Below are 26795 nucleotides of genomic sequence, written 5' to 3' on the forward strand. Positions count from 1 at the left end.
TCTACCCCTTCCTGCTGCCCGAACTCGGGACCAGTAGCACCGGCGGCGACGGCTACGACCTCTCGCGTCGCACCACGCCCGTGCCCAACCGCCGCGTGAAGCTACTCGCCAAATGGAGCGGCGTGCTCACCGCCGATGCCAGCGGCAAGGTGCGCTACAAGCTGCAAGTGCCCCAGTTCAGCGGAGCCGTGCGCATCATGGCCGTGGCCTACAAGAACGACGCCTTCGGTTCCGCCGAGCACACCATGCGCGTCGCCGACCCGGTCGTCATTAGCACCGCCCTCCCCCGCTTCCTCAGCCCCGGCGACACAATTGACGTGCCCGTAACGCTGACGAATACGACAGGAAAACCAATCAACGGTACTGCTACAATTGCATTGAATCCGCAAGAGCCATTAAGCGTGATTCCAGTTAGTCAGAAAAACTTTGCTCACACCGATTCATACGGCGCTCTGTTACACCCAGGAGTTGAGAAGCGTGTGATATTCTACGTATTTGCTAAGTCTAGAATTGGTAACGCGAAGGTAGACATCAGCTTCCATGCGGGTAAAGAAACCTTCACTGAAACCATTGAGATACCCGTCCGTCCTGCTTCGCCGCTGCAGAAGCGCACGGGGGCGGGTGTGGTGGCGGGTGGCGCGGCCCAGCAGCTGAACCTGAAAACCGATTTTCTGCCCTCGTCGCTGCGGAGTCAGCTGGTAGTGAGCCGCTCGCCCATGACGGAGTTTGCCAAGGACTTGCGCTACCTGCTGCAATACCCCTACGGCTGCCTGGAGCAAACTGTGTCGGCCGCTTTCCCGCAGCTGTATTATGGTGATTTGGCCGCCACGCTAGGTCAGAAGACGGGCAAACCCGGCAAGGCCGGCCTGTTCAACCCCAACTACCACGTGCAGGAAGCCATCCGGAAGGTGGAAGCCCAGCAGATGTACAACGGCTCCCTCAGCTACTGGCCTGGGGGCGACTACGACAATTGGTGGGCTACCACCTATGCCGCCCACTTCCTGCTGGAAGCCCAGCAAGCTGGCTTCGACGTGAACAAGAACGTGCTCGACCGAGTGTTGCGCTACCTACAAGCCCGCGTGCGCAAGCGCGAAACTGACACCTACAACATTATCCAGACCGGCGGCGTGATTCAGCCTGTGACGCTGGCCAAGAAGGAAGTAGCCTACTCCCTCTACGTGCTGGCCCTGGCTGGCCGCCCCGATGCCGTGGGCCTGAACTACTACAAAGCCAACCGCCCCCAACTGGCCGAAGACTCGCGCTACTTGCTGGCGGCAGCCTTCGCCCTGAGCGGCAACCAGCGCGGCTACCAAAGCACGGTACCTGCCCGTTTAGGCGCCGCGCCCAGCATTGCCAGCCGTCAGCTCGATGGGGCCTTCTCCTCCCCCATCCGCGACGAAGCTCTAGTACTCAACGCCCTGCTGGCCGCCGACCCGGCCAATGCTCAGGTGAACACCCTGGCCCGTCAGCTCAGCCGCCAGGTAAAGCAGGCCGGTTGGCTCAACACCCAAGAACGGTCATTTGCGCTGCTGGCCCTCGGTAAGCTGGCAAAGAAGAATGCGGGTAGCACCGTAGTAGCTAGCCTGCTAGCGGATGGCAAGGCTATTGGCAACTTCACGGGCAAAGACCTCACGGTAAGTAACGTGGCTAACCGCCAGCTGCAGTTGCGTACTAGCGGCAAAGGCAGCCTCTACTACTTCTGGGAAACCGAAGGTATTTCGCCTACCGGCCAGGTGCGTGAGGAAGATGCTTACCTGCAAGTGCGCCGCCAGTTCCTGGACCGCAACGGTAATCTGGTTGGTTCTACCTCCTTCAAGCAAAACGACTTGGTAGTGGTACGCATCACTATCCAGTCGGCTGAAACGGCGGGCGAAGTCAAGAACGTGGCCATTACTGACCTGCTCCCTGCTGGCCTGGAAATCGAGAACCCGCGTATCGGGGCCGTGCGCGACCTGACCTGGGCCAAGGATGCCGCTCAACCCGACTACCTCGACGTGCGCGACGACCGGATCAATCTGTTTACTACTGCTACGCCCACGGCCAAGTCGTTTTACTACCTCTGCCGCGCCGTGAGCAAAGGCACGTTCAAGCTAGGCCCCGTCAGCGCCGATGCCATGTACAATGCCGAGTACCACAGCTACGCCGGCTCCGGCGTGGTGCGGGTGCGGTAAAGCCGATGCATTATCGTAGAGAGCTTGTAGAAGCATTTAATTCCGGACAGCTTCTTACCTAAAAGGTACACATGCCTCGATAGGCATGGCACTGCTGCTGATGTCTACCACCAATCACACTATCTAGCCGTGAAATTCTGGAGTGATCTGCTGTTCTATGCAGTCCTAGCCCTCTTCTCCCTTCCAGGGTTCATTCTTGTGTTTGCAGCTACGCGGGCCCTACTTCGTCGTTTCTGGCCGGGGCTGCAACAACCGAAACGGGTTGCTGCTCTTGTATCGGTTATCGCGACACCTTGCCTTTGCGTAGCAGGTGTGTATTTGGCATTAGCCATTTACTTGTACTATCCACATCGGAAATTTCAGAAAGACAAATGGACCTCTGATATGAATAAGCGCTATGAGATGGTGGAGGACGTACAGCACTCCCACCGGCTTGTTGGCCTTACGCAAAATGAAGTGACTGTATTACTAGGTGAACCTAACTATAAAGGCGAGGAATTTTGGCAGTACTACATAGGGATGACGCCCAGACTCATTCCTATTGATGGTGACGCTCTGTCTTTGCAATTCAGCAATGGTAAAGTGGTTCGTTACTGGATACACGAGACGTAATATCTCTTGTGCTCACTAGCTCAACAACAGCCCTTTCTCTAGCCCTTCGTATACCTTCTTAACTGTTTTTCACGCAGCCGGCGCTTCTTCAGTGGCCGGCTGTATTGTTCATGAAACTTACTGTGTTCATACGTGATGAAGCTACTGCCTTTTATTCCTGGCTTTCGTCCTCGCCTCCGGCTAGGCATTTGGTTAGCCACTTTGTTGATACCTATTGCCTTCCTACGCCCTACTCTTGCCCAAGCCGACATTGTGACGCTCAATGCGAATGATAATGGCAAGCAGGTGCAGTTGAACGTGGGCGACCAGCTTACAATTTTGCTGCCTACCATTTCTCCTCGTTTCGGCTGGCGCCTAACCCAGACCTACCCTGGCCAGCTGACGCCCACCATCACGAACATCTTGCCCGGTGTGAATAGCGGAGTACCGGGCGCGCCCGCCACGTTCGAAATTCATTTCCAGGCCATCGGCACGGGTGGGCTTGATCTGACGCTGGTTTCGGCTCAGCCTGGCACCGGCTACGCATCACTGGGCGGCTTCTTTCGGGTGTTTATTACCATTGATAAGCCTGGCGTGGCCAAAAACGTGAACATTACGGAGTACGGCAACCGCAGCCGCGTGAAAGTTAACCAGGGCGACCAGCTCGCTATTCGGCTTGATACTACTGTCGGCTCGCAGTACACGTGGGAGGTAATGCCCATTGCAAACCAAGTAGTGCAGCTAGTGACAACTGCGCCCACCTCAAGCTTAAAGAAGCCCAAGAAGAAAGCCAAAGTAGGCAGTGACGAGGATGTTACTTTTCAGTTCAAGGCCCTGAACCCCGGCAAAACCACGCTCCGCTTCCTCTACCGCAACGCCGCTAATAACGAAGCCCCACCCAAGCGCGACTTTGAGCTGGAAGTAGAAGTGCCCGAGCCTCCTAAATAAGTAGAGAAATCAGGGGCAGTAGCTCAAGCTGCTTCGATACAAAAAAGGCCTGCTTCACGGAGCAGGCCTTTTTGTATTGAAGCAGCTTGAGCAAGACTTATTGCAGCACTAAACGCTTCGTGGTTACTGAGGCTCCGGTTTTTACTTTGTAGAGATAGGTGCCGCGTGCCAGGTTACTGGCATCAAACTGTACTTGGTGGTTGCCGGCAGCTTCTACACCCGATACTAGCGTCTGAACTTTGCGGCCGAGCGTGTTATATACTTCTACGCTTACGGGGCTTGGCTGAGCCAAGTAGTAGCTGATGGTAGTAGCCGCCGTGAAGGGGTTTGGATAGGCTGCCGTCTCTTGCAAAAGCACGCCAGATTTAGCAGCCGCTTCGGCTGGCAACAGACTCGTAGTGCTGGCGTTTGCGCTGGCTACTGCTGTGGGTTGCGTTACGGCGTCATACTGCGGGAACGTCCGGCTTACGATAACGGCAAAATCGGCGCGCGAAACATTTTGGCTTGGCTTAAAGGTAGCGTGTAGCGTAGGCTGCTGGTCGTAGGGACCTTGGGTGAGCGAATAGTAGGCATTAATCAGATTCAGCTCCAACGCAATGCTTATGTAGCCTTTCAGAGCAGCCGGCACGTTGGCTGCATCATCTACCGGAATGGTTTGCCCGTTTACCTGCACCGTCAGGGGCTGGCTGTTGCGGGCTAGCGCCTGCTCCTGGAAGCCCAGGCTCTGCACCAGCGAGTAGGCCAGGGAGGCCCGGTTTACTTGGCCATTCGGCGAGAACGTGCCAGTGGCGGTGGGCAGCATCACGCCAGCGGCCCGGTGAAACCGGTCGCGCTGGGCGGCCCCTTTAGCCACCACCGATTCAGTCAGCAGAATTTCAGCGGGCGTTGATACATCGGAGAAAGTGCGGGCGCCGCTGAAGGGCAGCAGCTGCCGGATGCCTTGGCCCATGAGCAGGTAGTCGGCCAGCTGGATGCGGGTAAGCGGGGCGTCGGGACGGAAGCCGTTGCTTAGGCCATCAACCAGCTGATTAGCAACGGCCATCTTGATGGAGGCTTCAGCAGGGTGGCCTACAATGTCGGAGAGGTTAGTGGTGCCGGTGGCTGTTAGGGCGGTAATGCTGCCGCTGATGGTTTCAGGTAGGGCCACGCCTTGTAGGCCATCTACTTTCAGCGTCCAGGTGCCCGCTACCGGCCCGGCTACCGCTACGCTGCGGTCCGTTGAGAGCGTAAACGTAACGGGGGTGCCAGAGCGGTATTCTAGCCCGTTAGGGTCAACCAGGATCAGGTTGGTCAGGTTACCGGTTTCGCCTAGCAGCCCCCTCGAGGAAATTTTCACTTCCAAGCTGTTAGTGCCAGCACTTACCGGGAAGGTAAACTGGTTGCCAGCGGCCAGGGCGGGGTTGTAGTTGATGGTGAAAGGTACCGTGGCAGTTTGTGCATTCACGGTGCTGTTGTAGCGGCGGCTAGCATTCACCGTAGAGCCATAAGTAGAGGAGCGGAAGGCCTGATCTACGGCAGCGTAAGCATTTACGTAACCGGCACCTACCTCCCACGACTCGCGACCGGGCATGTTGGTGGCCGTTTTCTGCAACAGCTCTTTCACCTGCGCCGGATTCAACGTGGGTTTCGCTTCTAGCAACAGCGCCACAATGCCTGCTACGTGGGGCGTAGCCATAGAAGTACCGCTGCTGTGGGTATAGAACGGCACTTCGCTGGGTTGCAACAATTCAATGTCTTGCTGGGCTCCCAACGATGATACCGGCGCAATAGCACGGGTAGAAACCACATCTACGCCGGGCGCTACAATCACGGGTTCGTTTTTAAAGGTCCAGGTCTCGCCGTCTACCGTAAAGGTGCCCTGCTCGCCCCGCACGCCGCGCGAGGAGAACTCCGCCAGCAGCCCGTTTCGGTCACCAGCACCTACTGAAATGGTCCAGGGTGCAATGGCATATGGGTTGTGCGTATCAGCCCCGGGACCTTCATTGCCGGCGGCAAATACCACCACCATGCCACGGTCGTAGCACTTTTTAGTAGCCACGTTTAGCGGGTCGTTGGGGTCGAAGTCGCCGCTGCTGCCAAACGAGTTGCTGATTACTCGGATGTTGTACTGAAACTGATGAGTAAGCGCGTAGTCGAAGCCGCCCATGGCATCGAGCACCAAGAGAGCTCCTCCAGAGCCGTAGCCCAGCAATGAGGCGCCCGGCGCCACGCCTTCATACTTTCCTCCTGAGCGAACCCCGGTGCCGCCTACGGTACCAGCGCAGTGCGTGCCGTGGCCCGAGTTAGTATCCGTATTCGGCACACCTTCTAGGTACGTAACGGGCAGCAGAGTGCTTAGTGAGTTGAGGTTGGTGGAGCCCAGCGTATTCTGAACCAGGTGCGTGCCGAACTTTATATCCTCGTGCGTGCCGTCTACGCCGCTGTCGTTGATGAGTACGCCCACCCCCTTGCCTGAAACGGGCAGACCGCCATTACGAGCCGTCATCTGTTGGTCGGTGCGCAGGCGCTTCACGCCTGTCAGGTGCGTGTCATCGAAGTTGTAATACTCCAGCCGCTTGTTAATGTAGAGGGAGCGAACTTCGGGGCTTTGCGCCAGCGCATTTACCTGCGCGGCTGTGGCAATAACACCCGCTACTGGCAGGGCCTGCAGGGTAACGCCGCGCGTAATGCCCAGCCGCTGCAACAGCCCCCGCTGGATAAGGCCAGGAGCGCCGCTCCCCTTGAAAGTAACAATTACTTGAGCCGTAGGATTGGTAGCCAATGCCGACCGCAATTCTGGGTCAACAGTAGCTTGTCCGAACGACACACTGATGCTGACACCAGCCAGCGCGAGGGAGAGAAAAAGTTTACGTTTCATGTAGCGGTTGTGGAATAAGGGAGGAGTAAGAGGATGGAAAGGAAGCAAAGCAGCGCCGCATACATGTCGTTGACTGAATGCTCATAGGCAATCAACGGCAGTTGGTACTTGCACCGCACTGTCACGGAATACCTACGAACAGTATTCACAAAGCGGATTTGTCTTTTTTGAAATATTTTTAACCATAGCTGAGTTTGGATGATATAATCGCACCTATATCAGCTAAATACTATCATATATGCAACACACACTCATATGCAAATGCTCTTCGCTGACGTTTATAGGCGTGCTTAGCTGGCTGTTGTTGTTTTGCCAAATAGCCTGCACTGTTATTGGGTAGCCGGTATATTTGAGTGTATGAATAGGCGTGTTATTTCGCGTGGCCTAGCGGCCCTAGGTCTAGTGCTGCTGCTTTTGCTAGGCCTAGATTGGTGGTTTCCGCTGCCGCCCGCGCCGCAGTATTCGCCCCTTGTACTTGCCGCCGATGGCACCGTGCTGCACGCCTACCTCAACCCCACCCAGAAGTGGCGGATGAAAACCGAGCTGCGCGAGATTACGCCGGTGCTGCGCAAGGCCATTATGGAGAAAGAAGACCGGTGGTTTCGGTGGCATATGGGCGTAAACCCGATAGCTCTGTTGCAGGCAGCCGGGCGCAATGTGTTTGGCACGGGCCGCACTACCGGGGCCAGCACCATTACCATGCAGGTGGCCCGGCTGCTAGAGCCTAAGGAGCGCACCTTTGGCAATAAGCTGCTAGAAATGCTGCGTGCCACCCAGTTAGAGCTGCACTACAGCAAGGAGGAAATTTTGCAGTTGTACCTAAACCTGGTGCCCTACGGCGGTAACGTGGAAGGCGTGAAGTCGGCGGCCCTGCTCTACTTTCAGCAAACGCCCGACTACCTCTCACTGGCTCAAACCGTCACGTTGGCCATCATCCGAACAGGCCTAGAGGCTTGGTGCTGGGGAAGAATAATGCGGCTGTGCTGCAGGAGCGCAACCGATGGCTCCGGCGCTTTGGGGCCGCGGGCCTGTTTCCGAAGCAAGATGTAGAAGATGCCCTACTGGAGCCGCTAGACGTGCAGCGCCACGCCGCGCCTGCCCTGGCCCCGCACCTCTCGCGGCGGCTGGTACGGCAGTTTCCGCGGCAGGCTATTATTCACAGTACGTTGCAGCGCAGCAAGCAATACAAAACAGAGGATCTTACCCGCAATTACGCGCGGCGCTTATATGAACTGGGCATCACGCAGGCGGCGGTGCTGGTGGTAAACAACCACACTCGCCAGGTAGAGGCCTACGTAGGCTCAGCTGATTTTCGGGATTTCGCTAATCAAGGCCAGAACGATGGCATTACGGCCGTCCGCTCGCCGGGCAGTACGCTCAAGCCGTTTCTGTACGCCCTGGCCATGGACCGTGGCCTCGTCACGCCCAAGCTGCTGCTGCCCGATGTACCCACCAACTTTCAGGGCTACCGCCCCGAGAACTTCGATAAGCGTTGTAACGGCGAGGTGACTCTGGAACGGGCGCTGGCTTACTCGCTCAACATTCCGGCGGTGCGAGTGCTCAACCAACTGGGCGTACCCGCCTTCACCGACAAGCTCCGCCAGGCAGGCTTCCATAACATAACCCGCAACCGCGCCCGCCTAGGCTTGAGCAGCATTCTAGGGGGCTGTGGGGCTTCCTTGGAGGAACTAACCAACCTGTACGTGACCCTGGCCGGCAGTGGACGGCATCAAAGCCTGCACCTAACTTCCACCGCCAAACAAGCTTCCAGCACCCGGCTCGTATCGGCGGAAGCGGCTTTCCTCACCACCGACATCCTGGCCCAACTCACGCGCCCCGACCTGCCCCTGGGGGCGGCCAGCAGCATGCGCCTGCCCAAGATTGCCTGGAAAACCGGTACTAGCTACGGCCGCCGCGACGCCTGGAGCATCGGCTACAACCGGCAGTACACCATTGGGGTGTGGGTGGGCAACTTCAGTGGTCAGGGTAGCCAGGCCCTTACCGGGGCCGATGTAGCCACGCCCCTACTCTTCGACTTGTTTAACGCGGTAGCCTACAACTCGCCCAATGACTGGTTTGTGCCCCCAGCGGCCCTCGACTTTCGGCTGGTGTGTGCCGAAACAGGCCTAGTGCCGGGCGAGAACTGCCCAAACCAAGTGATAGACTATTTCCTGCCGAGTATCTCCAGCGGCCAGCACTGCCAGCACCTGCGCGAAGTGCTGGTAACGGCCGACGGCGCCTTTACCTATTGCCGGGCCTGCGCACCCGCGGCGGGGTACCGGCGGGAGCTGTACCCCAATTTACTCCCGGAGGTAGCAGCCTACAAGGAGGCCCAGGGCATTCCGTACCGTCGGCTGCCCCCCCACAACCCCCTGTGCCAGCTAGTGCGCGGTGGGCCAGAACAAGCGCCCACTATCACCTCGCCCACACCTAATACTGAGTACGTGCTGAACGCCCGCGAGCAGCAACAACTTCTGCTCAGTTGCACAACCAACAGCGAGGTGCAACAAGTGTACTGGTACGTCAACGACCAGTTTCTGCGTGCAGCCGGGGCTACCGAGCGAGTTTTTTTCCGGCCAACGCCTGGCCCGCTCAAGATTTCTTGCGCCGACGACCACGGCCGCAATACCAACGTGCTAGTGACCATAACGGAGCTGGAGTAGGCCCACACTGGCTCTGAGCTTACTCAACAGTAAGAAAATAGCAACCGCGACAGTAAGCCTTTCGGCGCCGGTCAGCAAAAAGTATTTCTCTGAAAGGCCCACAACCTTTTGCCCGGTGCGTGGTTTACCACCCTTGTAATCCAAGGACAAAATTTTATTCAGCCCTGAATATTCTTGACTAGGTACTACCCTGACAGCCAACTGGGAGGTCAGGTTTTTCACAGAATACGGCCGACTTCAGGCAGCGTGCAGGCACATAGCTGCGTCCTTGCGCCTGATGTTTGGAATGGTGACTGGCCCAAAGGATGGTCAGCAGTGCATCAGCTATGCCGTGTAGTAGCTGCTTTACTTACGATATGAAACACATGAAACGGGCGCTTCGGCTACTGCTAGGTCTTGTCTGGCTTGTCCCCGTGTGGGCGCGGGCCCAGCCCACGGCTCCTCCTCCATCTGGCAATCAGCTCACGCTGGAACAGTGCCTTCAGTATGCGCTGCAAAACCAGCCTGCCCTGCGCCAAGCTCGCATTGATGAAGAAACCAACGAGGCCACCATTCGCATTGGGTTGTCGGGCTGGCTACCCCAAGTAAACCTCAATGCCACGGGTCAGCATTATTTTCAGCTGCCCTACTCGGTAATTCCGATTGATGGGGTAAACACGCCGCGCCAAATTGGCTTGCGCAATACTTCCACGGTGGGCGTGGGCGCTACCCAAGCTATTTACAACAACGATGTGCGGCTGGCCCTACGCACGGCCCGGCCCTCGCGGCAGTTCTACCAGCAGAACACCATTGGCGTGCGCATCGACGTGGTGACGGATGTGAGCAAAGCGTTTTATGACGTGCTACTCTCCCAGCGCCAGCTAGACGTGCTAAACGAGGACATTGTGCGCCTGCAGCGTAGCCTTCAGGATGCGCGGGCCCGCTACGATGCGGGTATCGTTGACAAAATAGACTTCAAGCAGGCCGAGATTTTACTTAACAACTCCATTGTAGCGCGCAAGCAGGCCATTGAAGCCATTAAGGCCAAGGGCGCTTACTTAAAGGAACTAATGGGCTTGGCTGGTCCACAGCCGCTCACCTTGCAGTACGACACCATCCGGCTGATGCGCGAAGCGGTAGTGGACACGGCCGTAGCGCTCGACCCCACCAACCGCATTGAGTTTCAACAGCTGCAGACGCAGAAAGCACTGCAGTCGGCCCAGATTAGCTATTACCGCTGGGGCTTCCTGCCCTCCGTATCGGCCTTCGGCAACTACAACGCGGTATTTCAGAACAACAACTTCGGCGACTTATACAGCCAGCGGTTCCCCAACTCCTACGCTGGGCTTCAGTTGAGCTTACCTATTTTCCAGGGCACTAGGCGCCTGCAAAACCTACGGCGGGAACGCCTCACCGATCAGCGCATCGACCAGGATATTCTGGCTACGCGCAACCGCATCAACACGGAGTTTGAGCAGGCTTTATCTACCTACAAAGGGTACTACACCGATTACCTCATTGGGCAGCGCAACCTAGCCTTGTCGAAGGAGGTGTACTCGGTGGTGAACCTACAGTACCGCGAGGGCATCAAAACCTACCTCGACGTCATCATTGCCCAAAGCACCCTTCGCACCGCCCAGCTCAATTATTACAGCGCCCTGTTTCAGGTGCTGAGCAGCAAGGTAGACTTGCTGCGCGCTCAGGGCAATCTGCCCACGTCCTACTAGCCTTCCGCCGCTTCCAGTACCTATATGAAGAAGACTATTCTAGCCCTGTCTTACGCTGCGGGCTTCTACGCCCTTGTGAGCTGCGGCAACAAAGAAGCCGACAAACCGGCTGGTCCGCCGCCGGCTACGCCCGTGACGCTAATGGCCGCCCAAGTTTCCGACGCCGTGTACTACGATGAGTATCCGGCTACGGTCGTAGCCATCAACAACGTAGAGCTGCGCAGCCAAGTCGCGGGCTTCATCACCCAGCTTTACTTTAAAGAAGGGGATGTGGTCACGAAAGGCAAGCCGCTCTACGAGATTGACCGGCGCAAGTACCAGGCGGCTTACCAGCAGGCCCTGGCCGGCTTGCGTAGCACCCAGGCCACTGTGCAGAACGCCCGGGTAAACCTGGACCGCTACGAGCGCCTAGCCAAGCAAGACGCTATTGCCCGCCAGATTGTGGACAACGCAGCCACCTCGTACGCTACGGCGCAAAGCCAAGTAGCCGAGGCCCAGGCCGCCGTATCGGCGGCGCGCACCGATCTTGATTATTCCATCATCAACGCGCCTTTCACGGGTCGCATTGGCATTTCGCAAGTGCGCCTGGGTTCTCAGGTGAGCCCCGGCAGTACCTTGCTCAATACCATCAGCGGGGAGGACCCTATGGGCGTAGACTTCGTGATTACCGAAGCCGACCTGAGCCGCTTTGTGGACTTGCAGCGCCAAACCGGCAGCCGCGCCGACTCTACCTTCCGCCTGGTGCTGCCCGATGGCACGCGCTACAACCAGCCGGGTAAGATACTAGCCATTGACCGGGGCGTAAACCAGCAAACCGGTACCGTACAGATTCGGGTGCAGTTCTCCAACCCCAAACGCGAGCTGAAGGACGGTATGAGCGCCGTACTGAACGTGCTGAACCGCCAGTCGGGCCGCCGTATTGTAATTCCATACAAAGCCGTAACCGAGCAAATGGGCGAGAACTTTGTATTTATTGCCGGCGACAGCAGCAAAGCTTACCAGCGCAAAGTGCAACTCGGCCCGCGCCTGCGCGACCAGATTGTTATTATCAGCGGCATTAAAGAAGGCGACCAGGTAGTAACCGAAGGCATTCAGCGCCTGCGTGATGGCGGCACAATCCAGACGGGCACACCAGCGCAAGCCCAAGCGGGTGCCCCTGCTCAAGGAGCCGCGAAATAAGAACTAACGAGTGGCTAGGATTAGAAGGCTAACTCCCCTCCCACGCAGCGCGAGGAAGGAGCTAGGGCTACTTGAACCAAGCGCACAGCTAAACGCCCCATCATGATTGCAGAAACCTTTATCCGGCGTCCCGTCACGGCCATTGTCACCTCCCTGGTGATTGTGCTGGTCGGGGTGCTGGCCATCCTGAATTTGCCCGTTGGGCAGTACCCGGAAATTACGCCCCCCACGGTATCCGTTTCGGGCACCTACACCGGCGCCGACGCCCAAACGGTGGAGCAGACTGTAGCCACGCCCGTGGAAGTGCAGGTGAACGGCACGCCGGGCATGACCTACCTGCAAAGCAACAGCACCAGCAATGGCAGATGAGCATGACGGTGAACTTTGAGGTAGGCACCGACATCAACATTGCTGCCCTCGACGTGCAGAACCGGGTGGGCATTGCCCAGCCTACCCTGCCACAGGAAGTGCAGCGCCTCGGCCTGATTGTGCGGAAACGTAACCCCAGCATTCTGATGCTGGTGGCACTCTACGCTCCTAACGGTAGCCACAACACTACCTTCCTCGACAACTACGCTAACGTCTTTATTAAGGACGCCCTGTTGCGCACCAAAGGTGTCGGCGACATTGTATCGCGCGCCGATGACTTTTCCATGCGCGTGTGGATCAAGCCTGATAAACTGGCTCAGCTAGGGGTTACGGCCCAGGAAGTAACGGCCGCCATTCAGGAGCAGAACGCGCAGATTGCGGCCGGCTCCATTGGTGCTCCCCCGGCCCAAACCGGGCAAACCTTTGAGTACATCGTGTTTGTGAAGGGCCGCCTAACCGATACAGAAGAGTTCGGCAACATCATTGTAAAAACCCGGCCCGATGACGGCTCGGTAGTCTACTTGAAGGATGTTGCTCGTTTGGAGCTGGGCAAATTTAACTACGCCAACAACTCTTTTGTGGACGGCAAACGCGCCGCCTACCTGCTGGTATATCAAGCGCCTGGTGCTAACGCCCTCGAAACCTACGAGAACGTGAACAACACCATGGAGCAGCTCAAAAAGCAGTTCCCCGCCGACCTCGCCTACGTGGTACCATTTGAGGCCGCATCCGTGGTGAAGGTGTCTATTGAGGAAGTGCTGCACACGCTGGTGGAAGCCTTGGTGCTGGTTATCATCGTAGTGTTCCTGTTCCTGCAAAGCTGGCGTTCCACCCTGATTCCGGTGCTGGCTATTCCGGTGTCCATTGTGGGTACGTTCATCATGTTTATTCCGCTGGGCTTCACCATCAACACGCTCACCATGTTTGGCTTCGTGCTGGCCATTGGTATTGTGGTCGACGACGCCATTGTGGTGGTGGAAGCCGTAGAACACAACATGAACGAACGGGGCCTGAGCCCGCTGGACGCCACCCTGGCGGCCATGCGCGAAATTTCGGCTCCGGTTATTGCCATTGCCCTGATTCTGGCGGCCGTGTTCGTACCGGTAGGCTTCATTCCGGGCATCACGGGCCGCTTGTACCAGCAGTTTGCCATCACCATTGCCATTTCGGTAATCATCTCGGCCTTTGTAGCGCTTTCGCTCACGCCTGCGTTGTGCGTGCTCCTACTCAAGCCGCACAAGCGCGATGAAAACTCTACCGGTCTTGACCGCCTGTTCTACAAGTTCAACACCTGGTTTGATAAGGTAACCAACAAGTACGGCAACGGCGTGCAGCGCGGCATCAAGAACTCGCGCTTTGTGGTTATTATTCTGGTCTGCATTATTGCTGGCACGGGCCTCCTGTTTGCCAAAAAGCCCGGCGGCTTTATTCCTACCGAAGATGAGGCCGAATTATCGTAACCTTCAACTTGCCCGAAGCCTCCTCCACGGAGCGCACGGTAAACACGCTCAACGAGATTATGAAGGAGTTGAGTAAGATCAAGGGCATCCGGCACTATGCCGGTCTTGGTGGCTTGAATGCGGTAAACTTCTCCTCCAAGTCGAACAGTGGTACGGTGTTCTGCCAGCTTGAGCCTTGGGAAGAGCGCAAAGACAAGGAGGTACAGTTGCAAGGCCTTATTGCTACCATTCAGCAGCGCCTCAGCCGCCTTAAGGAAGCCAACGTGGTGGTTATTTCACCGCCGGCTATTCCGGGCTTGGGCAACACGGGCGGTTTCTCCTTTGTACTGCAGGAACGTGAGGCAGGCGGCGACATCAAGAAGTTTGATGCTCAACTGCAGAACTTCCTGGGTGCTCTGCGCAAGCGACCAGAAATTACGGGGGCCTTCTCCTTCTTTACCGCCAATACGCCCGGCTACCAGCTCACCATCGACCGGGAAAAGGCCAAGAAGCTAGGAGTTTCCATCTCTGATATTGGCACGGCCCTGCGTACCTACCTAGGCTCGGCCTACGTGAACGACTTCACGGTGTACGGCCGAAACTTCCGCGTAGTAACCCAAGCCGACTCCATGTACCGTGCCGATATCAGCAACCTGGGCCAGTACTATGTACGCAATAGTTCCGGCGGTATGGTGCCCTTGAGCACACTTACCAGCTACCAGCGCACAGAGTCGGCCCCGCTTATTTCACACTACAACCTGTTCCGCTCCGCTGAAATCAACGGAAACCCGGCCCCTGGCTATAGCTCCGGTGATGCTATCAACGCCCTGCGCGAAACGGCGGCTCAGTCGCTGCCCGCGGGTTATGGGTTTGAGTTCTCGGGCCTGAGCCGAGAAGAGCAGCTAGCAGGTGGTCAAACGGTATACATCTTCGCCCTGTCGCTCACGTTCGTGTTCTTGTTCCTGGCTGCCCTGTACGAAAGCTGGTCGGTACCTTTCTCCGTGCTGCTGGCCGTACCGCTGGGCGCGTTCGGAGCTATTGTGGCGCTCATTTTCCTACCCAAACTCACCAACAACGTGTACGCCCAAATTGGCTTGATCACGCTGATTGGTTTGTCGGCAAAGAACGCCATTCTGATTATCGAATTTGCGAAGGAGCGCGTGGATAAAGGAATGCCGTTGGTAGAAGCCACGCTGGAAGCCGTGCGTCTCCGTCTGCGTCCTATCATCATGACGTCGTTGGCCTTCATTCTGGGGGTATTGCCCCTGGTGTTTGCCTCCGGGGCTGGTGCTCAAAGCCGCCAAACTATTGGCTGGACGGTACTTGGCGGTATGATTTCGGCTACGTTGCTAGCTATTTTCATTGTGCCTGTGCTGTATGTGCTTATCACCCGCTTCGCCTATGGCAAGGAGAAGTTAGCTGAGCTAGAAGCCAACTATAAGCCTGATGAAGAGCACGGCGGCCACCCTGACGCTCCTGGCCAAGGCGAACATCCTGCGCCAAGTCCCGCCTAAGTAGTAAGGTAGCGGCTATCGTGTTAGATGGCCCTGCGTGTTGAGACTTGCAGACTGATTCCTATGGAATCAGTCTGCAAGTCTCATTTTTTTTAGCATACCTATAACTGCTACTCATTTAGCTAGTAATATTAGAATACATTGGTTCTTAGCTTTAAGAAATAACGCCCCCTTTACAGCTCAAACTACATTTTATCTTCGCTAACATGGTTATCCGCCATACATTCATCCGTTTCTATTTTTTAGCTAATTTTATTAGCAACAATAAGTTTAATTGACATATTTTAGGTCTCTGTCGCAGACCTACAAACAAAGCTGGAGCAAACAGCCTGAAGTGACCAACACCTGGTTGGAATTGCAAGTAACCGCTACCGTTTCTGAGCGCCAGCGCCTACCGAACTACTTGTTGCTATACTCCCACCACGTGCCGCTTCCTAAGGACAACGGCTGGGACTCGCTGTGCTCCTTACAAACTGATTTACCCTTTCTGCTTACCCTACTGCCATATAATGCCGACCAAGTATACTGGCACCTAATCCGCTTGGGCTGCAAGACAATTCAGGCCGATTCCACAGTATAAGAGGCTCTACAAACGGTACTGCACTCTTTTTTATCGATGGGCCCTGGTCTCTCAGCGCCCGCTACGCTTATTCTGGCCTTGGGGCTCACGCATAGTACGTCGGCCTGCCGGGCTGTGGCGCTCTTGGCGTCAATAGTAACTGGCCGCCTAGTGCCGCATGCGCTAGGACAAACGCTTGGCAAGCTATTGCACGCAGGTTTTGTGCCCGTACAACGCCTCGCCGACATCTTAGCGCAAGCTCGCACCATCAGCCCCCTCATAGATGATGCCGTGCGCCAAGTGTTAGAAAAGCTACTTTCACTGCTGTCAACCGTGCCCCTGCGCAACACGCGCAAGCTGATTGGGGCTACGCCGATGTGCAAAGCCGTACGCGGAGGGCCGTAGCTGCCGCCGTGGCCACGCAGTTGCAAACGTGGAGTCAGTCGGCAGCGCTGAAAAGGCAGCTACCTACTTACTTTCCACGTAATCTGCTGCACACTACTTCCTGCTTCTGATGCGAGCCTTCCTACTTTCTGTTCTTTTCAGCATTCCTTCCTCTTTCCTGATGGCGCAAACCCAGCCAGTCATACCCCTTTATTCTGGTCCTATTCCTGCTTCTAAGGCAAGTAAGGTGCAGGAAGTAGTGGATAAGCAAGCCAACGGCAGCATCCGCATTGCTCAGGTAATACAGCCCACGCTTACGGTGTACAAACCCGCCAAAGCCAACGGCACGGCCATTATTATCTGTCCTGGTGGCGGCTATGCACGGCTGGCTATCGACCACGAGGGCTACGACGTAGCCAAGCGCCTCAATGAAATGGGGGTCACGGCTTTCGTACTTAAGTACCGCCTACCCAACGACCAAAGCCAAGTCGATAAATCAATTGCCCCGCTGCTAGATGCCCAACAGGCTATTCGGATGGTGCGCCAGCGGGCCACGGAGTTTGGTATAAATGCAGCGCGGGTAGGGCTGATGGGCTTTTCTGCGGGCGGGCACTTGGCGTCCACGGCGGGCACGCATTTCGCCAAGCCAGCCGGCGCCACTAACGATAATACTTCCGTACGACCCGATTTTCTGATGCTGCTATATCCGGTTATTAGCTTCTCAGATACGCTCATGCATGCGGGCTCTCGCGCCAACCTTATTGGGGAGAAGCCAAGCGTGGGCCAAATTCGGCTGTATTCCAACGAGCTTCAAGTGTCGGCGCAGACCCCACCTACGTTTCTGGTGCACGCCGCTGATGACCAAACCGTGAAGGTGCAGAACAGCTTAGCTTTTTACGAGGCCTGCCTCCACCACCAAGTACCCGCAGAAATGCACTTATACCCGCAGGGTGGCCATGGTTTTGGGATGCTCAACAAAACCACCAAAGACAACTGGACTGACCGCCTCCAAAACTGGCTGGATGCCGGCGGCTGGCTGCGCTAAAACAGCTGCTCCCACCCTATTTCCGTGCCCGACCACCATACTTCCGTACCAACCGGCACAGGACCAGCCGCTTCCTGGGTGAGCAGCAACGCCCGGACTGGCAATTCGCCAGGCCGGGCTACCTCTTCCACCGTAGCTACGGCCGCTACCGAACGGCCCGACGAGTACCGTAGCGTGAGCGCCAAGGCAGTATGCAGGGCGAGGCTGGCAAGCAATGGGGCTACCTCGGCCCCCAGCAGCAGTACACCAAGGCCCGTCAGCGGCACGCATTCAGTTACCCGAAATAAGAGTTGATCTTTCATCTGGTGTAGTACGAAAAATCCGCGCTGGCTGCCGCTTACGTACATTTTCCAGCATCTGCCACTAGTAGGGCCGCTCCTGTGCTGCCTACTTGGCAAGCTCAACTTGAAGAGTTGGCTTTCCGTATTGGCATGGTGCTTGCAAAACCCAGTTCAGGGCTGCCGATCATCGGCCCACTGAACCTAAATTTCTATTCTCATGAAAAAGGTAAGTTTGTTTCTCGCCCTGGTGATGTTTTTCACCACAATTGCCAGCAGCTTTGCTCAAGACCGCAAGGTTAGCTCCCATGCTAAAGGTGCCATCATTGGTGGCTTGGGTGGTGCCGCCGCTGGTGCCCTCATCAACAAGCGCAACCGCGTAGTAGGTGGTGCCGTGGGTGGCGCCGCTGGTGCTGGCTTAGGTTACGCCATTGGTAAAAACGCCGACAACAAGCGCAAAGCCGAAGCCGCTCGCGTAGCCGCCGCCCGCCGGGCCGAGCAGCGCCGGGTAGCCGCCTACCGCGCTGGTCTGGCGAAAGGATCGGCCACGGCGAAAGCCAACAGCACGGGCAACGCCAACGCTATGGCGGCTATTGCCGCTGCTGAAGCTGCTTCGCCCGCTGCTGGCATGAACAGCCTTGCTCCTGCTGGTTCGGCTACGTTTGCCTCTAACGGTGCTTACCTGAGCAACACGTCGTACGGCGACCGTACCACGCTTACCCCTCTTCCGAAGTACGTCGCAAGAGTTGGTAACCCCCCTCTTATTTTGTAACAGAAAGCCCAGGCCATTCCACCTGGGCTTTCTGCTACTTCACCTTTTCCTCGATTGCCCCTTCAGCTTTCTTACCTAAACCCTGTTCTCATGAAACCCTTGTTTGGTCTTCTGATCGGAGGCGCCTTGCTAGCTTCCTGCTCGGGCCCTAAGGCTACCGATGCCGCTGCTGTAAACGTGCAAACCCTCAATCAGCAGTTCATTAGCGCCTGGAATGCCAAAAACACTGCCCAGCTGGATACGCTGCTGGCCGACGACGTGCAGTACGCCCAGGGCGAAACCCGCTTCAATGGCAAGTCGGAAGTAGCGGATAAGTGGGTGCGTGCCACGATGGGTACTATTTCCGATCTGAAAACGTACACCACCACTACCGGCACCGACACAAACATTGCCTATGAAGCTGGCACTTTCTCTACCGACGTGTTGCCGGACGCTCCGGGCCAGCCCCACGGCGAAGGTGAAGGCAACTTCATCCTGCTCTGGAAAAAGCAAAAGAACAACTCTTGGAAGCTGAGCTACGTGCAGTTGGAGGGCCTCCCCGTGAAGCTGCGCAACTAAGCACTTTCCTACTAGCACAAACAGTACAAGGCCCCGGCTACTTAGTAGCCGGGGCCTTGTATTTACAATAGCATCCTGCACCCGTTTACGAGTTGCTGTCGTGGTGGCTATTTAGGGTGCCTTCTATTTTTGACTGCACGGTGCCGATGACCGAATCTACAGTAGTCATTTGCTCTTTTTGGGCAAATGCACCAGGCACTGGCGGCGACAGCTTAGGAATACCACCGAGCGGCGCGGCTTTCTCTACATGGAATTCACCTTTGCCATCCACCGATGGACCTTGGGTCCAGCGGCCGCCGGTTGTGATGTCATTCCCAATATAGGTGCTGACAAATGCATAGTTGAAACCTTGTACTTCCTCGCTTTGTGGGAAGCTGTTGGGTACTGGGGTAGCATTCAGGCCACCGTTTTCCTCAATTACTGCTAGCCATTGGTTTTGGTGCATGGTATCGCGGGCAATCAGAAAGGAAAGGAAGTCCTTCATGCCGGGGTCATCGGTCATGTGCCAGAGGCGAGTTGCCAACGTGCGGCCCGTCGATTCGGCTGCTACGTTGGTGTACATATCGGCCACAATATTGCCGCTTCCTACAATCCAGGAGCCATTGAATGGCACCCCATTTCCATCGGAAGCCAACGCCGCCATACCCGATGAGAGGATGTGACGAACATCCATGCCACCTAATACGGCTTCTACCACTTTGTCCTTCGCAAACTCATCTTGCATGCTAGTAGGTGCGCCTTCTAGGTTAAGGGCCACGGCCGTAGCCAGCATCTCAATATGAGCCATTTCCTCGGTACCGGTTTCCAGCAGCATGTTCCGATACTTCTCGGGGCCACGGGAGCCCCATGCTTGAAACAGGTACTGAAGACACACGCGAATTTCGCCTTCTATACCGCCGATGGCCTGCTGAAGCATGCGGGCAAACAGGGGATTGGGCTTATCTACTCGTACTTTGTACTGAAGTTCTCTATCGTGATAGAACATTAGGTGAAGGGTTGTAGTGAAAAAAGAGAGCAATAAAGTCGCCCCTATACTGGGGCAGCCCTTAGGTATACGCTTCTTCTTTCCGCTAAACCGCTCAGAAAATACGGATTTAGCTACCGATAAACCCCATCTCGCATGGGGGTAAATACCTACCCAGCTTCCAAGAATACAACCACCTCCGTATTCTATCAATGCCTAGCTGCGGGGCGCGTCGTGTATTCCTCTCCATCATACACAGGCGCTAAGCTGCCCGATTCCTCCTGTGTAAACAGGCGCGAGCGAATGAGGAACCGGACGCCCAGCGGAATTTCCAGAGAGAAACTAGCGCCCCGGCCTTTCACTACATCTATTGTCAACTGAGTATGCTTCCAGTACGCAAACTGCGCCGCACTCATGAAAAAGTCGCAGCCATGAATTTGGCCTAGCCACACGTCATTTGTTCCCACCCGAAACTCCCCTTTGGGGAAGCACATAGGCGAGGAGCCGTCGCAGCAACCGCCGCTTTGGTGAAACATAAGCGGCCCGTGCTCATCGCGCAGCACGTCAATGGTAGCTTCGGCGGCGGCAGTGGCGAGCACGCGGGGGGTAGGTTCTGCAGACATATACTTATGGAGAGTACAACTCATTGGTGATACGGGGAAGCTTACGTACTGCTTCTCCGGCGGGAAGCGAAATGGTGAGTTGACATTTTGCTGTTGGCAAAACGTCAACTCACCATTTTCACTAGCGCACCGGCTCCCGTTTAAAAGAACCCTAGCTTCTGTTGGCTGTAGCTGATGAGCATGTTTTTGTTTTGGCGGTAGTGCGAGAGCATCATCTTATGGTTCTCGCGACCGAAGCCCGAAGCCTTATAGCCACCAAAGGGGGCCCCGGCTGGGTAGTCGTGGTAGCAGTTTACCCACACGCGGCCGGCCTGAATGGCGCGGGGCACTTCGTAAAGTTCGTGAGCATCGCGGGTCCATACGCCGGCCCCGAGGCCGTACAGCGTATCATTGGCAAGTTCAATGGCTTCCTCCACAGTTTTGAACGTCGTCACGGACACTACGGGCCCGAAGATTTCCTCCTGGAAGATGCGCATCTTATTGTGGCCGCGGAACATAGTGGGTTGAATGTAATAGCCTTCGGCCAAGGCGCCATCCTCCTGCGAGTAGGCGTCGCCGCCGGTCAGCACTTCTGCGCCCTCCGCTTTGCCTATTTCCAGGTAGCTCAAGATTTTCTCAAACTGGTCGTTGCTAGCCTGGGCCCCCATCATGGTTTCCATATCTAGCGGGTTGCCCAGCTTAATGGCTTTTACGCGGGCAATTACGCGCTCAATAAACTCATCGTAAATATCCTCTTGTACGAGCATCCGGGAGGGGCAAGTACAGATTTCTCCCTGGTTGAGGGCAAACATGACAGCCCCTTCAATGACCTTGTCCAGAAAGTCATCATCGGCGTCCATCACGCTCTTAAAGAACACATTGGGCGACTTGCCACCCAGCTCCATAGTTACGGGAATCAGGTTTTCGGCGGCGTACTGCATGATAAGGCGCCCCGTAGTAGTCTCACCCGTGAACGAGGCTTTCTGAATGCGGGGCGAGGAAGCCAGGGGTTTACCCGCCTCCAGGCCGAACCCGTTTACGACGTTTACCACCCCGGCCGGAATCACATCTTGCAGCAATTCCATCAGGACCATAATAGAGGCCGGCGTTTGCTCGGCGGGTTTCATAACTACGCAGCAGCCAGCGGCCAGGGCAGGCGCTAACTTCCACGTAGCCATGAGCAGGGGGAAGTTCCACGGAATTATTTGGCCTACTACCCCTAGAGGCTCATGGATATTCAGCGACAGCGTAGTGGCATTCAGTTCCGTGGCGGAGCCTTCCTCGGCCCGGATAACGCTGGCGAAGTAGCGAAAGTGGTCGATGCACAAGGGCAAGTCGGCCAGCGTAGTTTCGCGGATGGGCTTGCCGTTCTCCACGCACTCCACGGCGGCCAGGTGCGGGAGGTTTTTCTCCATGATATCCGCAATCTTGATCAGCATATTGCTGCGCTCCGTGGCCGAGGTCTGCTTCCAGGTGGCAAAGGCCGTATGCGCCGCATTAAGTGCCAGCTCAATGTCTTCCTTCGAGCTGCGGGCTACCTTGCAAAACGCCTGCCCATCAATAGGAGAGATATTTTCGAAGTACTGCCCTTTAACTGGCGCTACCCATTTGCCGCCGATGAAGTTATCATAGTGAGATTTGAATTTGGGGCGCTCAACAAGGGTGGTGGTTTTTTCGAGAGTTTCCATGGGTGAGAAGCTTGGCTGTTGTTGATGCTAGCAAGGTACCCTTCTGTGGAATCCTCATAGCTCCACTATTCTCGCACAAAAGCAAGGTATTATCTCAATTTGTAACCACTTACTCACATATAACTTATCTTCACGCAACATGCTACGCAGGTGATTTGCAACGTTCTACCCTTAGCATGGTTCTTTTCTAGGCACTTTGCTACGTAGCTGTAGCAAGGCTGCAAGCAGTGCACTTGTTCTCTTCCTTTCTGCCTCCTCGCTCCTATGTCCCATCTACCGCTTCCATTGCCTTGCATCGCCCCGAGCAGCTTACTACCCTGGTGGAAAACCGTACGGTCTATTCCCTGGAAGCCTTCGAGCTAAACGTATTTGAGACCCACCGCATGGCCCACCAAGTGCCGCTCAGCATGGGCCACGTGGTACTGACGACGATGCTACGCGGTAAGAAAGTGATGCACCTGCAAGGCCGGCCAGCCTTCGAGTACCTGCCCGGCGAGTCGGTGGTGGTGGGTGAGAACGAAACCATGGTTATTGATTTTCCCGAGGCTGCCGAGGAGCGTCCCACTCAGTGCTTAGCCGTGGCTATTCCGACCGATACCATTCGCCAAACGGTGGATTTGCTGAACGAGGAGCAGCCCCTGGCGGAAGCAACTCACCCCTGGCACCTCGACCTACTCGACCATGCGCACTTCCAAAACACTCCGGAACTGACGGGCACGCTGGAGCGCCTGGTACAGCTCTCGGCCCGCGACACGGGACGGGTGAAGGACGTGCTGGCGTCGTTTACCATTCAGGAGATGCTAGTACGCCTGATGCAAACCCAGGCTCGTCAGCTTCTTTTCCACAACTACACCCAGCACCTTACCTCCCACCGGTTTGCGGCCGTGGTTCACTACATTAAGCAGCACCTCACCGAGCAGATTACGGTAGAGAAGCTCTCGGAGCTAGCTTGCATGAGCAAGGCTACATTCTTCCGCATCTTCAAGCGGGAGCTGGGTATTACACCCGTTGAGTACATTATTCGGGAGCGGCTGGCCGAAGCGAAGCGCCTACTACGGCAGCCCCTACTAACCGTGGCGGATGTGTGTTTCCGGGCTGGCTTCAACAACACGGGCTACTTTCAGAAGATCTTTAAACAGTACGAAGGCGTAACACCGGGCGTATACAAGAAGCAGTGTGTGAGCTAGAACTTGCCCCCTTAGCTCATAGAAATATCCCCGTGTACTTCTGCACTTGCTACGTCGAAAACAACTAGGCCGCCATCAACGACAGTAAACTCATAGTGGGGCTAAGCAACCTTCTTTGTATTTAGCGGTTCTCTGCACACACCTACGCCGTAGCCAACAGGTTGTGGCGCATTTCACTGCATGAGAGAAACCGCTTCTGCTGACGTTCATTTATCAGCAGCACCTACCCCCGCCCCTACTCCCCCCCTTGCGGCCTCCCTGGTATGGCTTATGGCCGTAACCTGCGGCCTGGTAGTAGCCAATATCTATTACAATCAGCCCCTGCTGGTAGCAATCAGCCACACGTTTGGCTTGTCGGAAAGCCAGGCTAGCTTGGTGGCTACTATCACGCAAGTAGGCTACACACTAGGGTTGCTGTTTGTAGTTCCCCTCGGCGACAAGCGGGAGCGCAAAGGCCTAACGCTGGGCCTGCTACTCTGCGCCGCCGTGTGCATGGCCGGCGCGGCCTATGCTCCCACGTATGGGCTACTGGTAGCAGCCAGTTTGCTAATTGGCGTATTTTCAGCCGTACCCCAGCTTCTCATCCCAATGGCCGCGTCCTTGGCCAGCGACGAAGAACGTGGCCGGGTAGTAGGCAAAGTAATGAGCGGACTACTAATTGGAATTCTGCTTTCGCGCACCGTAAGTGGCTACGTGGGACTACACTTCGGCTGGCGGACTATGTTCTGGGTGGGCGCGGGCCTGATGGTAGTTCTCACGGGAATTCTGTCTCGCATGCTACCCCGCAATCAGCCTCAGTTTACGGGCAGCTACGGGAGCTTGCTTAAATCCCTTGGCACCTTAACGCGTGAATTGCCGATACTGCGCCGCTCGGCCGTAGTGGGGGCCTGCATGTTTGCCGGGTTCAGTGCATTCTGGACTAGTCTCGTGTTTTTCTTGGAGAGCGATGCCTATCACTACCACAGCGACGTAGCGGGCCTATTCGGGCTGATTGGTGCTAGTGGAGCCTTTGCGGCTTCCTTCGCGGGTAAATCAGCCGACACGAAAGGAGCCGATTACGCCCTGAACCTGGGTATTCTCCTGTTTCTTGGAGCTTACTTGCTTTTAAGCTTTGGAGGCTACTACCTGCTGGGCCTCGTAGTAGGGGTCATCCTTCTGGATGTGGGTCAACAGATGGCGCACATTTCCAACCAAGCCCGCATTTTCACCTTGCGTCCAGAGGCCAGGAGCCGCCTCAACACCGTGTACATGACTTGCTGCTTCATTGGTGCTTCTATGGGGTCTTTGCTAGGCGGCATTGCCTGGGACCATTTTCAGTGGCTGGGCGTGTGTTCTGTCGGACTAAGCTTTGTGGTGTTAGCTACCTACTCAACCGGTTCTACGGACGAGCATAGTACCCATTAGTATTCTATGGCTAACAAGTAGAGCAAGGCCTTATTACAATTACATCATCGGTGGATATATTTCCCATCTGCCACCATCATCCTTCCAGTCATTACGAATCCAGTCCTCGTTCTTGTAGGAGCGGCTTCCCACAGTTGCCGCGTGTATATCTACTTGGTCATTGAAGAGGCCATAGAAGATAGGGTTGTGGTCTGATTCATTTACTCCATAATATAATCCTTGCAAACGTCGAGTAGCAATAGAAAAAGGCACGAACCGGTATCCAGTAAAGTATTGCTCAATTGCTTGGCATGTTGCCTCAAATGCCTCTTTATATTCGTCCTGTGGGGAAAGGGTTAGGTAAGATGTACTCCGCACGGGTTGATCGACAAGTGTAGTAACAACCTGGTCCTGACCCAATACAGTGTAAAAAGGTCCGACTACACTTACAGCGAAAAATAGCTCTTTAACTAGCAACCGGTTCCCCACTGCAACTTCATCTATTTTTAGAATAGCACTATAGCATGGATGCTGACCGTAGGTAGTACTCATACTAGGAAGTCCTACGGTATCCGCTATCTGTGCCGTAAATCGAGTCCATTTAGCGTATTGAGCCTCGTCTTGGATAGCAGTAACTATTTGAGTCCCCAATTCCTTGTAGCCGGGGTAGCTCCACAATTCTGCCATATCATCATATTGAATAGTGATTCCTAGTGGATAGTATTTTTTAAGATGCTCATAGATAGGCCAGTAATCGTATTTTGAAGTAGCAAATCGAGACATAGTAACAATGGTTTGAGTGTAATGAACAAGGACTTGCTTTCACTACTCTGTTCTTTGTAATTATAGCTACCTAACAGGCATAATCATTACGTCAATCAATATAATATGTCTAGCATTAGTAGCACTGCTGCGGTTTTGTAGCATAGTAATACAAGCTGTTCTCACGCAAAAAGGCCACCATTACTTACTGAGTAGTGGTGGCCTTTTCGCTTGGCAATATCTATCAGGCTTACAGCCGTTTGCTAGTTTTAGTAGTTACCTAGCAAGAGAGGCTATGCTTCTAATCGGCTGATGCACACCTTCAAACTATCGCGCCAATGGGGGATGGCAACGCCAAGCTGAGTTTTAGCCTTGGTCTTATCCATCACGGAATACGCGGGCCGCGTGGCTTTGGTAGGATATTCGGCAGTACGGATGGGCACCGTACGAACTGCTACGTTGCCTAACTCGAAGATAGCGTGGGCAAAATCGTACCAGGATGTAACGCCCTCGTTGCTGTAATGATAGATGCCATACTGCTGGCTCTGGCTTTCGATGATGCTAACAATGCAGCCAGCCAAGTCAATGGCATAGGTAGGCGTACCTACCTGGTCCCAGATAATGCGCAGCTCTTCCCGCTCCCGACCCAGCTTCAGCATGGTTTTCACGAAGTTGTTGGCGTACTCGGAGTACAGCCAGCTAGTGCGCAAAATGAAATACTGATTGGTATGGGCTGGAATAGCTTGCTCGCCTTCCAGTTTGGTGAGGCCATACACGCTGATAGGAGCAGCTTCATCGGTTTCGACGAGGGGCTGATTGCCAGTGCCAGCAAACACGAAATCGGTGGAAATGTGGATGAGGGTAGTACCATATTCGCCGCACAACTTTGCTAGATTCTCGGCGCCGTCGCGGTTTACTTTGCGGGCAATATCTATGTCATCCTCCGCTTTATCTACAGCAGTATAGGCGGCACAGTTGATGCAATAGGCTGGCTTGTACTGGGCAAAAGCCGCTTGCAACATTCCCATATCTAGAATGTTGGCTTGCTCCTCCGGCAAGAAAACTAGCTCTGCCGTGTTGCGCTCGGCCACCACGTGCTTTAAACATTGCCCAAGTTGGCCCGAAGCCCCGAAAACGAGTGTGCTACCCATATACTGCGTTAAGTGGAGGCACACC

21 protein-coding genes and 1 pseudogene are annotated in these 26795 nt (G+C 55.5%); 15 read left to right on the forward strand and 7 right to left on the reverse strand.

From position 1 onward, the window contains the following. The first annotated feature begins 80 nt into the window (after positions 1-80). From VI25_RS23920 to VI25_RS03675, 3 genes are all read left to right on the forward strand, one after another. Complete coding sequence (locus VI25_RS23920) at positions 81-2171, forward strand: alpha-2-macroglobulin family protein (protein ID WP_055562276.1); 2091 nt, start codon at positions 81-83, stop codon at positions 2169-2171. A gap of 129 nt (positions 2172-2300) precedes the next feature. Continuing rightward, entirely contained in the window at positions 2301-2783 is a 483-nt protein-coding gene (locus VI25_RS03670; protein WP_045690045.1) for a hypothetical protein, read from the forward strand. 135 nt (positions 2784-2918) lie between these two features. Beyond that, positions 2919-3710, forward strand: a complete 792-nt coding sequence (locus VI25_RS03675) for a protease inhibitor I42 family protein (protein WP_045690044.1) — start codon at positions 2919-2921, stop codon at positions 3708-3710. A 97-nt stretch (positions 3711-3807) separates the two neighbouring features. Here VI25_RS03675 and VI25_RS03680 read toward each other — a convergent pair whose 3' ends face one another. Continuing rightward, entirely contained in the window at positions 3808-6567 is a 2760-nt protein-coding gene (locus VI25_RS03680) for a S8 family serine peptidase (protein WP_045690043.1), read from the reverse strand. 357 nt (positions 6568-6924) lie between these two features. On the opposite strand from VI25_RS03680, the gene VI25_RS26415 reads away from it, so the two are divergent. The 8 genes and pseudogenes from VI25_RS26415 to VI25_RS03715 all read left to right on the forward strand — a co-directional run bounded on the left by VI25_RS26415 (position 6925) and on the right by VI25_RS03715 (position 17425). Further along, positions 6925-7617: a transglycosylase domain-containing protein gene (locus VI25_RS26415; protein ID WP_236704863.1), complete on the forward strand. Its 693-nt coding sequence runs from the start codon at positions 6925-6927 to the stop codon at positions 7615-7617. Then, positions 7524-9230, forward strand: a complete 1707-nt coding sequence (locus tag VI25_RS03685) for a penicillin-binding protein 1C (RefSeq protein WP_236704864.1) — start codon at positions 7524-7526, stop codon at positions 9228-9230. The genes VI25_RS26415 and VI25_RS03685 overlap by 94 nt, the downstream gene beginning before the upstream one ends. Before the next feature lie 356 nt (positions 9231-9586). Beyond that, the gene (locus tag VI25_RS03690; protein WP_045690041.1) at positions 9587-10936 is read left to right on the forward strand and encodes a TolC family protein; all 1350 of its coding nucleotides are present in this window, start codon (positions 9587-9589) and stop codon (positions 10934-10936) included. A 24-nt stretch (positions 10937-10960) separates the two neighbouring features. Then, entirely contained in the window at positions 10961-12115 is a 1155-nt protein-coding gene (locus VI25_RS03695; protein ID WP_045690040.1) for an efflux RND transporter periplasmic adaptor subunit, read from the forward strand. 102 nt (positions 12116-12217) lie between these two features. Further along, positions 12218-15437, forward strand: a pseudogene (locus VI25_RS03700) (efflux RND transporter permease subunit). A gap of 334 nt (positions 15438-15771) precedes the next feature. Beyond that, positions 15772-16017: a hypothetical protein gene (locus tag VI25_RS28785; RefSeq protein WP_045688961.1), complete on the forward strand. Its 246-nt coding sequence runs from the start codon at positions 15772-15774 to the stop codon at positions 16015-16017. Positions 16018-16035: 18 nt separating this feature from the next. Beyond that, on the forward strand, positions 16036-16401 hold the full coding sequence (locus VI25_RS28790) for a DUF6493 family protein (RefSeq protein ID WP_410503422.1): 366 nt from the start codon (positions 16036-16038) through the stop codon (positions 16399-16401). Positions 16402-16510: 109 nt separating this feature from the next. Next, positions 16511-17425 carry an alpha/beta hydrolase gene (locus VI25_RS03715; protein WP_045688959.1) on the forward strand — a complete coding sequence of 305 codons (915 nt, stop codon included), beginning with the start codon at positions 16511-16513 and terminating at the stop codon, positions 17423-17425. On the opposite strand, the gene VI25_RS03720 is transcribed toward VI25_RS03715, so the two are convergent. Further along, positions 17422-17727, reverse strand: coding sequence for a hypothetical protein (locus tag VI25_RS03720; protein WP_152981484.1), 306 nt, complete (start codon positions 17725-17727; stop codon positions 17422-17424). The two genes, VI25_RS03715 and VI25_RS03720, sit on opposite strands and share 4 nt — an antisense overlap. Positions 17728-17923: 196 nt before the next feature. Here VI25_RS03720 and VI25_RS25730 point away from each other — a divergent pair, with 196 nt between their 5' ends. Continuing rightward, positions 17924-18475 (forward strand): YMGG-like glycine zipper-containing protein, encoded by a 552-nt coding sequence (locus tag VI25_RS25730; protein WP_055562277.1) that lies wholly within the window; start codon positions 17924-17926, stop codon positions 18473-18475. Between the two features lie 90 nt (positions 18476-18565). Then, entirely contained in the window at positions 18566-19033 is a 468-nt protein-coding gene (locus VI25_RS03730; RefSeq protein WP_045688956.1) for a YybH family protein, read from the forward strand. An 85-nt stretch (positions 19034-19118) separates the two neighbouring features. Here the strand turns inward: VI25_RS03730 and VI25_RS03735 are convergent, their stop codons facing one another. The 3 genes from VI25_RS03735 to VI25_RS03745 form a co-directional block, all read right to left on the reverse strand. Continuing rightward, positions 19119-20018: a manganese catalase family protein gene (locus tag VI25_RS03735; RefSeq protein WP_045688955.1), complete on the reverse strand. Its 900-nt coding sequence runs from the start codon at positions 20016-20018 to the stop codon at positions 19119-19121. Between the two features lie 188 nt (positions 20019-20206). Next, positions 20207-20620 carry a DUF779 domain-containing protein gene (locus VI25_RS03740; RefSeq protein ID WP_045688954.1) on the reverse strand — a complete coding sequence of 138 codons (414 nt, stop codon included), beginning with the start codon at positions 20618-20620 and terminating at the stop codon, positions 20207-20209. A gap of 140 nt (positions 20621-20760) precedes the next feature. Then, a complete protein-coding gene (locus tag VI25_RS03745) occupies positions 20761-22287 on the reverse strand; it encodes an aldehyde dehydrogenase family protein (RefSeq protein ID WP_055562278.1) in 1527 nt (508 codons plus the stop codon). Positions 22288-22577: 290 nt separating this feature from the next. Here VI25_RS03745 and VI25_RS03750 point away from each other — a divergent pair, with 290 nt between their 5' ends. Together VI25_RS03750 and VI25_RS03755 are read left to right on the forward strand one after the other, a co-directional pair. Continuing rightward, the gene (locus VI25_RS03750) at positions 22578-23474 is read left to right on the forward strand and encodes an AraC family transcriptional regulator (protein ID WP_236704865.1); all 897 of its coding nucleotides are present in this window, start codon (positions 22578-22580) and stop codon (positions 23472-23474) included. 180 nt (positions 23475-23654) lie between these two features. Then, positions 23655-24878, forward strand: a complete 1224-nt coding sequence (locus VI25_RS03755; protein WP_052695279.1) for an MFS transporter — start codon at positions 23655-23657, stop codon at positions 24876-24878. A gap of 39 nt (positions 24879-24917) precedes the next feature. Here VI25_RS03755 and VI25_RS03760 read toward each other — a convergent pair whose 3' ends face one another. Both VI25_RS03760 and rfbD read right to left on the reverse strand, forming a co-directional pair. Next, the gene (locus VI25_RS03760; RefSeq protein ID WP_045688951.1) at positions 24918-25640 is read right to left on the reverse strand and encodes a hypothetical protein; all 723 of its coding nucleotides are present in this window, start codon (positions 25638-25640) and stop codon (positions 24918-24920) included. Between the two features lie 272 nt (positions 25641-25912). Then, the gene (gene rfbD / locus VI25_RS03765) at positions 25913-26770 is read right to left on the reverse strand and encodes a dTDP-4-dehydrorhamnose reductase (protein WP_045688963.1); all 858 of its coding nucleotides are present in this window, start codon (positions 26768-26770) and stop codon (positions 25913-25915) included. Positions 26771-26795 lie beyond the last annotated feature (25 nt).

Origin of the sequence: Hymenobacter sp. AT01-02 (assembly GCF_000961955.2) — a bacterium.
Lineage (GTDB): Bacteria > Bacteroidota > Bacteroidia > Cytophagales > Hymenobacteraceae > Hymenobacter > Hymenobacter mucosus.